This window comes from Kribbella sp. NPDC051952, from assembly GCF_040680855.1.
In the GTDB taxonomy this organism is placed as follows: domain Bacteria; phylum Actinomycetota; class Actinomycetes; order Propionibacteriales; family Kribbellaceae; genus Kribbella.
The window spans coordinates 116,548-129,982 of the sequence record NZ_JBFAXQ010000019.1; the positions used below are offsets into that span (position 1 = coordinate 116,548).

Below are 13,435 nucleotides of genomic sequence, written 5' to 3' on the forward strand. Positions count from 1 at the left end.
ACGAGCGGGAGGCCGGATGATGATCGAGAACGATGCGCCGTCGCCGCAGCAGTTGGCTCGCTACCAGGCCCGCCGTGGATTCCCGGCCCGACCCACGCGTGACACCGAGGGACTGCGCGCCGACCTCTCGGAGTTCCTCGGCGTCTTCGACCGGCTCGACAAGATCGCCGAGCCGATGGTCGAGCTGCGCTACCCAGAACGCGATCGCGGCCGGCCACCGACCGCCGCGGAGGATCCGTACCATGCGATCATCCGCTGGTGCGAGGTGCCGGGCGCCGCGACGGGACCGCTGTCCGGGCTGCGGATCGGGGTCAAGGACAACATCGCCGTTGCCGGAGTGCCGATGACCGAGGGCGTACGACGCTCTCCGCAGCGCGTCCCCACCGAGGACGCGGTCGTGGTCGAGCGACTGCTGGACGCCGGCGCACGGATCACCGCCAAGACCACCATGACCACGGCCGATCCCACGTTCGGCGTACCGCGCAATCCGCACGATCCGCGCTTCACCGCAGGCGCATCGTCCTCCGGCTCGGCCATCGCGGTGGCGACCGGACTTGTCGACGCGGCGATTGGTTCTGACCAAGGTGGCAGCGTCCGCAATCCTGCGGCGTACTGCGGCATTGTGGGGATGAAGCCGACGCACGGCCTCGTCCCGTCGTACGGACTGGCGTATTGGGACCACACGCTCGATCACCTCGGTCCGATGACCGGCGCTGTCGCCACGAACGCGGCGTTGCTCGAGGTGATGGCCGGCGACGACTGGCGTGATCCGCACAGTGGGTGGCCGCGGCCGGTCTCCGGGGACTATGCCGGCGCGGCCGCCGAAGGCATTGCGGGGCTCCGCATCGGCGTGATCGAGGAATCTCTGGAGCCGGCCGGCTGCACCGCCGGCACCCTGATGGCCTTCGAGCGAGCCTGCGAGCGGCTGCGCGACCTCGGTGCCACGGTTGAGCCCGTCTCGATTCCCTTGTGGACGGACGGCGCCGTCATCTGGCTCGCGGTCCTGACCTTCGGTCTGGTCGCGATGGCCGACTCGAACGGGCAAGGGTACGGCCACAGCGGACGGATCGATGTGGACCGGCTCAGCACGGTCGCCGCGGAGTACCGCCTCGGGCAGCGCGAACTGCCATGGCTGGCCTCAACCCTCCCGCTCGCCTACGAGTACCTTCAGGAGACGCAGTCCGGAGTGCCCTTCGGGAAAGCGGCGAACCTCAGACTCGAGCTGCGCCGCCAGATCGACCATTGCCTGGACAATGTCGACCTTCTGATCACACCAACCTCGACAGCCGGCCCGGAACGCCTTGATGAGCTGGGATCCCAGGAGTTCAGCCTGTCCCCGCTCACGAAGGCGATGGCCAACACCACACCCGCGAACCTGACGGGTCACCCCGCACTGTCCGTTCCCTCCGGGCCGGGCGACAACGGCCTGCCGACCGGCCTGCAGATCATGGGACGGAAGTTCGGTGAGTACGGCGTGTATCGGGCTGGGTTCGCGTTCGAGGGAAGCGGCGGCTGACCACTTCTTCGATGATCTCCACGGCTTGAGCGGTCGCGTCCTCGGCGCGGACCTGGGCCGCGAGCTCCTGGGCGGCCTTCGCCATCGCGGGCTCGGTGATCGCGTTCTCGATCGCCCGGGCAAGCGTGAAGGGATTCAGGTCACGCTGTGGGAGCGGAGGCGGTGCGGCACCGAGTTCGTGAATCCTGCGGGCGAAGAACGGCTGATCCAGCACGAACGGACACACCACCTGCGGTTTCCCGGCCGCGAGCGCCGCGCCGGACGTCCCGCTGCCGCCGTGATGCACCACAGCGTCGACCCGATCGAACAGCCACCCGTGTGGCACCTCCTTCACGAACTGGACATCCTCGTTGTCCTGACTCGTCCCGATGCCACCCCAACCGGTCGCCACGACCGCCCGTACGCCGGCCAGCCGCACAGCATCTCTGATCACGCGACCCGTCCGCTCGGGATCAAGGCCGGCCATACTGCCGAAGCCGACGTACACGACTGGCCTGTCGCTCTCGAGGAAGCTGACGAGATCGTCCGGCGGACTCCAGCCAGGCGGAGCCGGAAGCAGCCAGGAGCCGGTCGTGTGGATCCACGGCGGATAGTCGTCCGGCTGCGGGTCCAGCAGGTGTTTGCTGAACGCCTGGAGCACCGTGGTGTCGCCGCCTCCCGGCAGCCGCAGCACATCTCGATACCCGCCCAGCTTCGACAGTCCCAACTTGTTGCTCCGCCATCGATTCGTGTGACCGGCGAGGATTTGGTACCAGACGTTGGTGGTCAGATAGGTCAGCCGGTTGAACGCCGACGGCAACGGCAGCTTGTGCATCGGATTCGGGAAAGCACGCGTGGGGATCCAGAACGGTTGCAGACAAGCGCGCACGGTCGGAACGCCGAGCCACTCCCCCAGCTGCCGGCCCGGCAGCACGATGTCGTGAACCACCACATCCGCGCCGGATCGGGCAGCGTCCGCGATGTCGTCCAGTACGGCGTCCATCTTGTTGCGGTATCTGTGCGCCACGATCGAGGCCAGATACTTGCCCCGCAAACCCCGGTAGTTCGTCTCGAGGACCTCCCGGATCGCGGCATCGCCGTACAACTCGTTCGGGCCGTTGTTCAAGGCAACGAATTCCACGCCGTACGACTCGGCCAGTCCGGCGAAGGCGGCGGGACCACCGAACCGGGCTCGGTGTCCCGCGTTGCGCAGTGCTCGGGACAGGGCCACGAACGGCTGTACGTCGCCGCGAGTCCCGTGGGTCAGGATCAGCACGTCCATGGTCATGTCCAGTTCTCGCGGTACCAGTCGAACGTACGACGTACGCCGTCTTCCAAGGACACCGTCGGTTCGTAGCCGGTGAGCTCGCGCAAGGTGGTCAGATCCGGGCACCGTCGCTCCACGGAACCTTGCGGTGCCGGCAGGAACTCCACCGACGGGTCGTAGCCGGACACCCGCAACACCAACTTGGCGAGATCGCCGATGCTGATCTCCTCCGCATCGTTGCCGATGTGCACGATCCGACCCATCGCCTCGTCACAGCTGACCAGCCGGATCATCGCCTCGACCGCGTCGTCGACGTGACAGAACGCGCGGGACTGTGTGGCGCCGTACAGCGTGAACGGATCCTCCCGGCGCAACGCACGGAGCGACAGCTCCGGGATGACGTGATCGGCGCCCATCCGGGGGCCGTAGATGTTGTGGAACCGTCCGATCACGAAGGCAATCTCCTTCGCCCGGGCCGTGTGCACCACGGCCGCCTCGCCGAGCATCTTGCTGACGCCGTACGCGAACCGCGGCGCCGTGATGTCCTCGATCATCAGCGGCACGGTCTCCGGGGTCGGCACAGGTACGACGCCGGCGCTGACGCCACCGGCGTACACCTCGCTGGTGGAGGCGAAGAACAGACGCTGGCCCGGCTCCGCCCAGTCCAGCAGGTTGAGCAGGGTCGTGGTGTTGATCCGAATGACGCGCGCCGGATCGGATTCCACGTTCCGGACCCCGACGACCGCGGCCAGCATGAAGACCAGCTCCGCGGTCTGCGGAAGTTCGTCGTACGACGCGGGATCGGTGAGGTCCGCATGCACGACCGGCACACCGAGCGCGGCCAGTTCGGGATCCTTGCGGCCGCGGGAGAAATTGTCGACGATCGTCACTTCATAGCCGTCGGCAACGAGCCGTCGGGCCAGATGCAGGCCGATGAAACCCGCGCCACCCAGTACGAGCGCCCTCATAGCGCTACTCCGGGTTCGAAGCCCAGCCCGGCGTACCGGACGCCGAGTGTCGTGATCGCGTCGGCATCGAGGATCCGCCACGAATCGAACACCAGCCGAATCTTCGAGCCGCCGAACGCCCGCTTGACGTCGAGCTGCCGATACTTGGGGTGGTCGGTGATCACCAGTACGGCGTCCGCCGCCTGCAGCCCGGTCTCCAGGTCGACCGGCTCCCCGCCGTACGCGCGGATCACGTCGTCGCTGACCACCGGGTCGTTTCCGAGCACGCGGATCCCGGCTGCCTCGAAGATCGGTGTCATCTCCGCGATCGGCGTACCGCGCATGTCGTCGGTCGGCGGCGACCCCTTGTACGCCCAGCCGAGGACAGCCACCGTCGAACCACCGTCCTGTTGCATCAGGCCGACGACGCGCTCGGCGACGTGCGCGGGCAGCGTCTCGTTCAGAGTCCTCGCCGCTGCGACCAGCCGTGGCACGTGTCCACTGCGGTCGGCAGCGGAGAGCAGGATGTACGGGTCCTTCGAGAGGCAACCGCCACCGACGTATCCGGGCTTGGCGATGTCCGGTCGCGGGTAGTTCAGGTTCGTTGCCCTGACCACCTCGAGCGGATCGAGACCGAGCCGTTCAGTGAGCATCGCGATCTCGTTGCCGAAGGCATAGATCACGTCGGTGTGGCAGTTGTTCGTCAGCTTCACCAGCTCGGCAGTCTCGAGCGTCGACACCGGCACGAGCTGCTTGCACAGGCCGCCGAACAGTTCCAAGCCGCGATCGAGACTCTCGGCATCGAGCCCACCGATGACCTGCGGCAGCTCGACCAGCTCACGCAGCGCCTGCCCCTGGATTGTCCGCTCGGGCGCCATCACGAGGCGTGCGGATCCCCACGCGGCGAGCAGCGGTGGCAGCACCACCTCGCGGCTCGCGCCGACCGGAACAGTACTGCGGACCACGACCAACGTGTCCGGTGAGCAGTGCTTCGCGATCGTTTCCGCCGCGGCCGCGAGATTGCGGAGGTCCGGCGCGTGCGTGCTCGGGTCGACCGGAGTGGAGACCGAGATGATCGCGGCGTCGATCTCGGCGGGAAGCTCGGTCGACACGAAGATGTTCTTGCCGATGTGCGTTGTGAAGACATCCTCGACGCCGGGTTCGAACACCTGCGGCTTGCCGCGGCCCAGTGCGTCCACCACCGCGGGCTGGACGTCGACACCGTGCACTTCGTAGCCGTTGCGCGCCATCGCGGCAGCGAGCGTGATGCCCACGTACCCCAGACCGATGATGCCGACTCTGTGATTTCCCGCTGACTCCAACGTCATCTCATCACTTTCTCCGTGGGCCCCCTCGGAATCGATCCCTTCGAGTCTGGCCATCCAGGCCCGCCGGTGGCAGATGGGCTTGTTTCACCGCGGCCCGGTGTAAGGCGCCCGCTGGTACGCCGATAGCAGCTCTGCCAGCGTGGTTCGTCGACAGACGGCCGACGGCGTGGCAAGGGGAATACCAGCGGTGATCCGACTCAGCGATCCGACCTTCGACGGAAACGAAGCCCGCTATGTCAACGAGTGCCTGGAGAGTGGATTCGTCTCGTCCATCGGGCCTTTCGTCGACCGGTTCGAACGCGAGTTCGCCGCGAGAGTGGGCGCCACCTACGCGGTGGCCTGTGCGAGCGGCACGGCCGCACTGCACATCGCCCTGCAGCTCGCAGGCGCAGGACCGAGCCGGCTGGTTGCGGTCTCGGACTTCACGTTCATCGCGTCGGCGAATGCGATTCGGTACACGGGGGCCGACGTACTCCTGGTCGACAGCGAAGCGCAGACCTGGAACATGAACACCGAACTTCTCCATGACCACGTCGTCCGCGAGGCGGCGCGCGGCGCCCGGATCCCCGACGTGGTCGAGGTGGTCCACATTCTCGGACACCCGGCCGATGTCGAGCCCTTGCTCGAACTGCGGGATCGATTCGGGGTACGGATCGTCGAGGACGCCGCCGAATCGTTCGGCGCAGGGTGGCGGGGCGGCCGGTTCGACGGCCGGCAGGCGGGCACCGTCGGTGACCTCGGCTGTTACTCGTTCAACGGCAACAAGATCATCACCACCGGATCCGGTGGAATGATCACCACCGACGATCCAGAGTACGCGGCCAAGGCGAAACACCTGACCACACAGGCGAAAGTGCCTGGATCGGCGTACCTGCACGATGCCGTGGGGTACAACTATCGGCTGAGCAATCTGTCCGCGGCCGTTGGCGTCGCGCAGCTCGAGCGGCTGACGGACCTGATCGACCGCAAGCGCCAGATCGCCGATGGGTACGCCAAGCTGCTCGATGGGCTTCCGGTTGCCGTCGCGCCCTGCGCTCCCTGGGCGGATCCGACGTACTGGCTGTACTCCGTCCTTCTTGACGCGGACGGGCCCGCACCGGCGACCGTGGTGACCGAGCTGGCCTGCGACGAGGTCGAAGCGCGCCAGGTGTGGCGGCCGCTGCACCGGCAACCACCGTACGCCGATTGTGAGCGGCTTGATGGCTCTGTTGCGGACACCTTGCATGATCGAGGCCTTTCGCTGCCGAGCTCGGCCCAGCTCGAAGAGGCTGAGCAGCAGACCGTGTCGGTCGCGCTCGCCTCCGCGCTGGGAGTTTGATCGATGGCACGCCGGATCTGTGTGTTCACCGGAGGGCGCGCCGACTACGGACCACTGAGCGCCGTACTGCAGGCCCTGCATGACGATCCGGAGATCGAGCTGCGGCTGCTTGTCAGTGGCTCGCATCTGGTGTCGCAGCAGGGTTCGACGGTCGACGTCATCGCCGCGGACGGCTTCCCGGTCAGCGAGCAGGTGCCTGTCGTCCTGGGGAGCGACACCCCGGCCAGCGTCGCCAAGTCGTTCGGGCTCGGCGCCATCGGGTACGCCGAAGCCCTGGAGCGGATCGCTCCCGATCTCGTCGTACTCCTCGGCGACCGCTACGAGGTACTGGCGGCCGCCACCGCAGCCACCTTCCAGCGGATACCCATCGCTCACATCTGCGGCGGCGAGGTCACCGCAGGCTCCACGGACGAGGGGATGCGGCACGCGATCACCAAGCTGTCGCACCTGCACTTCACCGCGACCGACGAGTTCCGGCGGCGCGTCATCCAGCTGGGCGAAAACCCGGACCGGGTGCACGCAGTCGGCTCCCCCGGCCTCGACACGGCCCGAACCATCGAGCTCCTGGATCGGGCGGCGCTGTCCGCGGCCGTGGGCGTAAAGCTCCGCACACCGACGATTGCGGTGACCTATCACCCGGCGACCGCGGACCCGGTCGGCAGCCGGGCCGGCATCAGAGGACTGCTCGCGGCATTGGACCGCATCGGGCCGGCCACCGTCGTCTTCACCGGTACGAACGTCGACCTCGGCGGACCGACGGCCGACCACGAACTCCAACGCTTCATCGACTGTCATCCCGGCCGTATGGTGATGTGCCGGTCTCTCGGTCAGACCCTCTATCTCAGCCTGCTGAAACACGCCGACGTGATCGTCGGCAACTCGTCGAGCGCACTCATCGAGGCCCCGGCTCTGGGTACGCCGACCGTCAACATCGGCACGCGTCAGGAGGGCCGTCCCACCTCGGTGTCGACCATCAGCTGCACGGAGACACCCGACGCGATCGGTTCGGCCATCCAGCACGCGCTCACCGCGGAGCACCGAGAACGATCCAGGACGGGCACATCGCCGTACGGCGACGGCCATGCCGCACCGCGGATCCTCCGGATCCTCAAGACCACCCCGCTCGATGGGGCGTTCAAGAAGCGCTTCGTCGATCTGTGAGAGTGCGAAGCAGCAGGATGCTCACGACCGTCAGAGCCACTGCGGTGATCCCCGCGGCCAGGTGAAACCCGCTCGTGAACGCAGTCCGGGCCGCCCCCAGGACGGCCGGGTCCGCGCCGTTGTGGATGGCCTCGCTCAACGAGCTTCCGCCGCTGCCGTCCATCTGACCGCGATACGTCGCCGTCACCACGCTACCTAGTACGGCGATGCCCAACGGATAGCCGAGTTCGTTGGCCGTTTGCATCAGCGCACCGGCCGCGCCGACCTTCGCCGGCGGCGCAGACGCGAGCACGAGGTTGGTGCCGACCGTCAAGAGTGGCGCGGCGCCGATGCACTCGACCGCGAACGCGACCACGAGTACGCCGGTCGACGTCGCCTGCATCATCACAGCCACGCCGACGACCGTGACGGCGATGCCACCCGGGATCAGCAGACCCGGACGGATCCGGCGGGCCAGCCGAGGTGCGACCTGGAAGGCCACTGCCATCGCGATCATGCCCGGCACCAACGCGAGCCCGGCCGCCAGCGGCTCCATTCCCTGCACCAGCTGGAAGTACTGCGTGACGAACACCATCACGCCGCCGGTCAGCATCGAGTAGGCCATCATGCTGCCGAGGGTCACGCTGAACGTCCGCCGGGCGAACAGCCGTACGTCGACCAAAGGGTCCACGAGACCCTGTTGGCGCCGTACGAAGATCCATCCGCAGCTCGCACCGAGCGTCAAGGCAGCGAACGCGGACCAGTCGGCGCCATGGGACGCCAGCTGCTTCAAGCCGTGGATCGCCGGCAGGATCGCTGCCAGCGACAGTGCCACGCTCGCGAGGTCGATCCGACCGGCCTGCTCGTTGCGGTACTCCGGGAGCAGCAGCGGCCCGACGATCAGCAACACGATCATCACCGGCACGTCGATCAGGAAGGCCGAGCCCCACCAGAAGTGATCCAGCAGCAGGCCGCCGACGATCGGTCCGATGACAGCGCCGACCGGAAAACAGCCGGCCCAGACGCCTAACGCGATCGCGCGCTGGCGAGCATCCGGGAACAGGGTGGCGATGAGGGACAGCGTGCACGGCGCGATCGCCGCGCCCGCAAGGCCGAGCATCGCACGGGCGCCGATCAGCATGCCGGGGTTGACGGCGTACGCCGCGACCACGGAAGCGGCTCCGAAGACGGCAGCGGCGGCCAGCAGGAGCCGGCGCCGGCCGATTCGGTCCCCGAGGCTGCCCATCGCGATCATCGGGCCGGCCAGCAGGAATCCGTAGATGTCGAGGATCCACAACTGCTGGCTGGCGGTCGCGTCCAGCGCGTCAGTCACGGCCGGGAGGGCCAACAGCATCATGAAGACGTGCAACGCCACCAGCAGCGTGGCGAGGCACAGCACACCCAGCGCGATCCACTTCCGGCGACCGGTCAGTTCCAACGTGCCACTTCGGCCCTGCACAGCAACTGACACAGCTCTGACCTCCGCGTTCGGATCGATTCCTGTCGAGTCTCCGACGGCGGACACGACGGCAACAGGTGGCGACTTCTGCCGCACACCGGAGCTCGGGATGGTCAGACAGCCGGCTCGAACAGGGAGAGTTCAGCAACTCTGGCGCGCGCTTCGGTCAGCAGCGCACGGACTGTCGCCGTGCTGACCCGTGCCTCCTCCGCGCTCACACGGTTCAGCCGCAGGTGCAACGCGGTCGAGCGCTCCCGCAGCAGGACGACGTGCGAGAACTGGAAGCCGAATTGTTCGGTGACGGCGGCTCCCGCGGTGTGTGGATGGGCGGCCGGGTGGACCCGGAGTCCTTGCTGGGCAAGCAATCCGTTGGCGATGAGTTCACCTGCCTCTGCCAGCAGCACGTGGGCGGCCTGAGGGGCGTCTTCGGCGATCCGCTCGGCGGCCACGAGGTGCTCCTCGGCCAGCTCCAGCGCGGGTTCGGCCTGGGCATCCGGGCCGTTGGTCATGCTCAGCTGCCCTGATTCGAGCAGCAAGGAGATCGGGTCCTGCCCGACCGCACTGGCTCCTTCGCGGTAGGCCGGTTCGGCCCGCCGGACCAGCCTGACCTCGACGATGGGCAGCTTCTCCCACTGCCTCGGCACCGCGACCGTCTTGGTGTCTTCGACGTCGCGCAACTGCCAACGCACCGGGCGCTTCAGCCGCAGCTCGGACCGATGAGCGGCCAGCCGCAGTGCGTCCCTGTCCACGCACCGGCCCGATTGGGGAATGACGGCCAGCTCGAGACTCTCCGGAGCCGGGCCGGGGACTCCGGCGAAGCGCGCGGCCCAGGAGCCGCCCAGAACCAGGCGCCCCACCCCACGGACCCAGCCGAACTCCTCCCCGATGACCTGCGGCACGCCGTACGTCAGCCGGAGCAGTTCGACCAGTGGTGCGAGGCCCGGCCCCAGGTTGGAGGCGTGGTGGAGGCGCATCGTTCCTTCGGTCCGGCCGCTGACGATGCCGGCCGTCTCGAGCAACTGGACTTCCTTGTCCACCGACGCCAGCGCGGCGCCGACCGTCTCGCTGAGCTCGCTGAGGGAGAACCAGCGGTCCGGGTTGAGCAGCACCGCCGCGAGGATCCCGGCCTGCACCCGCGAACGCAGGACCGGAAGCAACTCGGGAGTGCCCTGTGCGCGCCGCACCGGGCCGGGCTTCGCCGGCGGATTGCGGGCGACCACGGCATTTCCGGTCTTCATCCGCCGCCGCGCCGACATCGCCGCCGCTTCGAAATGCTCGGGCGGGATGTCGAAGAACACCGAGAGCCATTGTCTGGTATCGAACCGCGGCACTTGTGCGCCGCGTTCCCAATGGGAGATCAGATCACGATTGATCGTGTGCCGGCCGGAAATGGTGGCGAGCTCTTTGGCAAGTTGCGACTGGCTCAGGCCTCTGTCTTCGCGTGCTTGCCTGATAAGCTGGGCGATTGTCAGGTTATTGTTCACCCGCATATCTTAGGGACGCGACTGACACCCTTCTTATCCGAATTGCGACGCGCGTGAGCCACCATGCGTCGTTCACCTGGACAGTGTCTCCGAGGGGAACTCACCGAAACGCTTGCGATACTCACTGGCGAAGCGGCCGGTATGGCCCAGGCGCCAACGGCCGGCGATCTGGCGCACTGTGACCGTGTCGCGTTGCATCGAGCGTAGATCGCTGTGTGCTCGTTGCATTCGCACGTTGGTCATGTACTCCTTCGGTCCGACGCCCAGATGGCGCACGAATCCCTTCTGCAGCGCGCGTGTGCTCACACCGGCCCCGCGGGCCAGACTCGTCAGCGTGTGTTCCCACTCCGGGTGGTTCTCGATCAGGTCACGTGCGACGGTCACTGCCCTGGAAGGGACTTCCGGCCTGGCCGTATCTGCGAGCCGATGCGAGTAGTTGTGTGGCTGCGCAAGCAGCAGACCCCTGATCAACACGTCCTCGACACCCGCGACACCGAGGCGATGGTTGACCAGGCTGTTGTCGCCGCGGTCGAGTTCGTCGACGAACATCCGGAACATGGCCAGCCAGCTGCGTCCGTACCCGGCGCTGACATCCATGCTCAGAGCGAAGCGGACCGGCTCCGGCAGCGGCGCATCGAGCATCTCGCTCAGGTGGTCCTCGACAGCGGATCGCTCCAGCCGCAGGATCAACTTCGCGCAGTCGGCCGACCAGCGCATCCGGAGCGGCTCGGTCGGCGACACCACCGACGCCAGCAGTGGTGTGGACAGGACATCCTCGCGACCGCAGCGAACGTGGCTGTAGCCGCTGACGGGCACTTGAACCACGAAGAACGAGCCGAGCTCGCCCGGCTCGATCAGGATGTCGGCGCCGTAGCTCACGTAGTTCGCCGTGACCCTGGCGATCCGCCTGGTGTTCATGCGGGCATCCAGATGCCGCGACCGACCCACCAGGTCCAACCGGTGTGGAACGAAGACCCGCCCGACGGTCTCTCGAGCATCGTCCAAATCATGCGTGTGAAAGAGCTCGTAACGCTCGAGCGGCACAGACACCAACCCCCTCGATCGGGAAGTAAGTTGAATGCAGACTATCTCTGTCACCCCTCGGTTCACACTGCCAGTTGTGTCCTGGTTGGGCTTTCGGGCTCAACTGGCCCCTGCCAGGGGTGAGGCAGGGTGCAGACACTGGGTCCACAGATGTCGCGCCATTTCGTCCGGGAGGGATCGCATCATGCCCGAATTCATGGAGCCGTTCAGGATCAAAGCTGTCGAACCCATCCCGTTTCCCACCACGGACGAACGACGCGAGGCCCTCGACCGAGCAGGCCACAACCTGTTCAGGGTGCCGGCGAGCGCGATCACGATCGATCTGCTCACCGATTCGGGCACGAGCGCGATGTCCGCGGCCCAGTGGGCGGCGCTGCTGTCCGGCGACGAGTCCTACGCCGGCGCACGGTCCTTCGAGAACTTCGAGACCGTCGTCCGCGACCTGACCGGGTACGACGAGGTCCTGCCGGTGCACCAAGGCCGTGCGGCCGAACGGATCCTGCTGGGCACCGTGCTCGCACCCGGAGAGGTGTCGATCAGCAACACCCACTTCGACACCACCCGGGCCGCCGTCGAGTCCACCGGCGCCACTGCCGTCGATCTCCCGGTCAGTCAGAGATCGCCGTCGGCCTTCGGCGGTGATCTCGACCTCGCCAGTCTGCGGGCCTGGCTCGGTGGAGCCGACGGATCCAGGGTTCGATGCGTCGTCCTGACGGTCACGAACAACGCGACCGGCGGCCAGCCGGTCTCCCTGTCCAACATCGCGAAGACTCGCGAGTTGTGCGATCGGTACGGCGTCATGCTGTTGCTCGACGCATCCAGATTCGCCGAGAACGCATACCTGATCAGCGAACGCGAGTCCGGCCACTCGCACCGCAGCCCGCGCGAGGTCGCACAGCTGGTGTTCGCGTTGGCCGATGGTTGCTGGGCCAGCCTGAAGAAGGACGGGATGGCAAACATCGGCGGAATGATCGCGGTCCGCGACGGCGAGCTCGCACGTCGATGCCGCGAGCAACTCATCGCGTTCGAGGGATTCCCGACGTACGGCGGCTTGGCCGGTCGTGACCTGGACGCACTGGCGCAAGGACTGTTAGAGGTCACGGACCCGGCCTACCTCGAGTATCGGGCCAAGACCGCGCGCTGGTTCGGCGAGAAGCTCGCAGAGGCGGGTCTTCCGGTGCTTCAGCCAACTGGTTGCCATGCCGTGTACGTCGACGCCGGCGAGCTGTTGCCGAACGTCCCTCCACACCAACTCCCGGCCACAGCACTCGCCAACGAGCTGTACCTGGCCGGCGCCGTTCGCGTATCCGATCTGGGCACGCTCGTGTTCGGCCGCGCCACCGCCCACGGCGAGGACATCGCCGCACCGCGCGAGCTCGTCCGTTTCGCGCTGCCGCGACGGGTCTACACCAAGAGCCACCTCGAGTACGTCGCCGAAACCGCGGCCGCCGTGGCCGCGAAGGCCGGGCAGATCGCCGGCTACGGAATCGTCGAGCAGGCGGAGTCGTTGCGTCATTTCACCGCCGTACTCAGGCCGCTCGATCGCCCGGTGGACCGAACGCCCGCCAGCGAGCGTCCCGCGCGAACCTGACCGCAATCTCCAGGTCCTCGACAGGCAAGTGCAGGACCGCGCAGATCCACCCGCGCCAGTACGGCCCGGGGATCCGCTTTCCGCGCTCCCAGCGGGCGACCTGCTCGCGCGTCAGCGAGTCGTTCCCCGATGCCCGGGCCAGCTCCTCCGCAACCTCGTACTGGCTGAAACCAAGGCTGTTGCGAGCCTGCCGGATCAATTGCCCTGCGGACAGGTCGGGCTCCATGAGTCTCCTACGATCGACCCCCACCTTCCTTGAAACAGGCTAGAAGCGCGGGCGGGTGCGGCTGATCCGAATCACGCCTAGTCCGGTCCACTTTGCGAACGAGGGTCTTCCGGCACCCGGCGGACCGGGTATTGGC

11 protein-coding genes are annotated in these 13,435 nt (G+C 67.2%); 4 read left to right on the plus strand and 7 right to left on the minus strand.

Annotation, left to right across the window (positions count from 1 at the left end; all coding sequences use genetic code 11):
* Positions 1 to 16: 16 nt before the first annotated feature.
* Entirely contained in the window at positions 17 to 1,516 is a 1,500-nt protein-coding gene (locus AB0L70_RS30100) for an amidase family protein (protein WP_363690084.1), read from the plus strand.
* Here the strand turns inward: AB0L70_RS30100 and AB0L70_RS30105 are convergent.
* The 3 genes from AB0L70_RS30105 to AB0L70_RS30115 are packed head-to-tail and all read right to left on the minus strand — an operon-like array spanning position 1,446 to position 5,037.
* Entirely contained in the window at positions 1,446 to 2,783 is a 1,338-nt protein-coding gene (locus tag AB0L70_RS30105) for a glycosyltransferase (protein ID WP_363690086.1), read from the minus strand. The genes AB0L70_RS30100 and AB0L70_RS30105 overlap by 71 nt on opposite strands.
* A complete protein-coding gene (locus AB0L70_RS30110; RefSeq protein WP_363690088.1) occupies positions 2,780 to 3,730 on the minus strand; it encodes an NAD-dependent epimerase/dehydratase family protein in 951 nt (316 codons plus the stop codon). The genes AB0L70_RS30105 and AB0L70_RS30110 overlap by 4 nt, the downstream gene beginning before the upstream one ends.
* Positions 3,727 to 5,037, minus strand: coding sequence for a nucleotide sugar dehydrogenase (locus AB0L70_RS30115; protein ID WP_363690090.1), 1,311 nt, complete (start codon positions 5,035 to 5,037; stop codon positions 3,727 to 3,729). Before AB0L70_RS30115 ends, AB0L70_RS30110 begins: the two co-directional genes overlap by 4 nt.
* Positions 5,038 to 5,224: 187 nt before the next feature.
* Here AB0L70_RS30115 and AB0L70_RS30120 point away from each other — a divergent pair, with 187 nt between their 5' ends.
* Both AB0L70_RS30120 and neuC read left to right on the plus strand, forming a co-directional pair.
* Positions 5,225 to 6,355 (plus strand): DegT/DnrJ/EryC1/StrS family aminotransferase, encoded by a 1,131-nt coding sequence (locus tag AB0L70_RS30120; RefSeq protein WP_363690092.1) that lies wholly within the window; start codon positions 5,225 to 5,227, stop codon positions 6,353 to 6,355.
* 3 nt (positions 6,356 to 6,358) lie between these two features.
* Positions 6,359 to 7,516: a UDP-N-acetylglucosamine 2-epimerase gene (gene neuC, locus AB0L70_RS30125; RefSeq protein WP_363690093.1), complete on the plus strand. Its 1,158-nt coding sequence runs from the start codon at positions 6,359 to 6,361 to the stop codon at positions 7,514 to 7,516.
* On the opposite strand, the gene AB0L70_RS30130 is transcribed toward neuC, so the two are convergent.
* The 3 genes from AB0L70_RS30130 to AB0L70_RS30140 all read right to left on the minus strand — a co-directional run bounded on the left by AB0L70_RS30130 (position 7,491) and on the right by AB0L70_RS30140 (position 11,548).
* Positions 7,491 to 8,966 carry an MFS transporter gene (locus AB0L70_RS30130; protein WP_363690095.1) on the minus strand — a complete coding sequence of 492 codons (1,476 nt, stop codon included), beginning with the start codon at positions 8,964 to 8,966 and terminating at the stop codon, positions 7,491 to 7,493. The genes neuC and AB0L70_RS30130 overlap by 26 nt on opposite strands.
* A 101-nt stretch (positions 8,967 to 9,067) precedes the next feature.
* A complete protein-coding gene (locus AB0L70_RS30135) occupies positions 9,068 to 10,444 on the minus strand; it encodes a helix-turn-helix transcriptional regulator (RefSeq protein ID WP_363690097.1) in 1,377 nt (458 codons plus the stop codon).
* A gap of 66 nt (positions 10,445 to 10,510) precedes the next feature.
* Positions 10,511 to 11,548 (minus strand): AraC family transcriptional regulator, encoded by a 1,038-nt coding sequence (locus tag AB0L70_RS30140; protein ID WP_363690099.1) that lies wholly within the window; start codon positions 11,546 to 11,548, stop codon positions 10,511 to 10,513.
* A 118-nt stretch (positions 11,549 to 11,666) separates the two neighbouring features.
* Between AB0L70_RS30140 and AB0L70_RS30145 the strand changes: the two genes are divergently transcribed.
* Positions 11,667 to 13,073, plus strand: coding sequence for a tryptophanase (locus tag AB0L70_RS30145; protein ID WP_363690101.1), 1,407 nt, complete (start codon positions 11,667 to 11,669; stop codon positions 13,071 to 13,073).
* On the opposite strand, the gene AB0L70_RS30150 is transcribed toward AB0L70_RS30145, so the two are convergent.
* Positions 13,012 to 13,299 (minus strand): helix-turn-helix transcriptional regulator, encoded by a 288-nt coding sequence (locus tag AB0L70_RS30150; protein ID WP_363690103.1) that lies wholly within the window; start codon positions 13,297 to 13,299, stop codon positions 13,012 to 13,014. The two genes, AB0L70_RS30145 and AB0L70_RS30150, sit on opposite strands and share 62 nt — an antisense overlap.
* Positions 13,300 to 13,435: the final 136 nt, after the last annotated feature.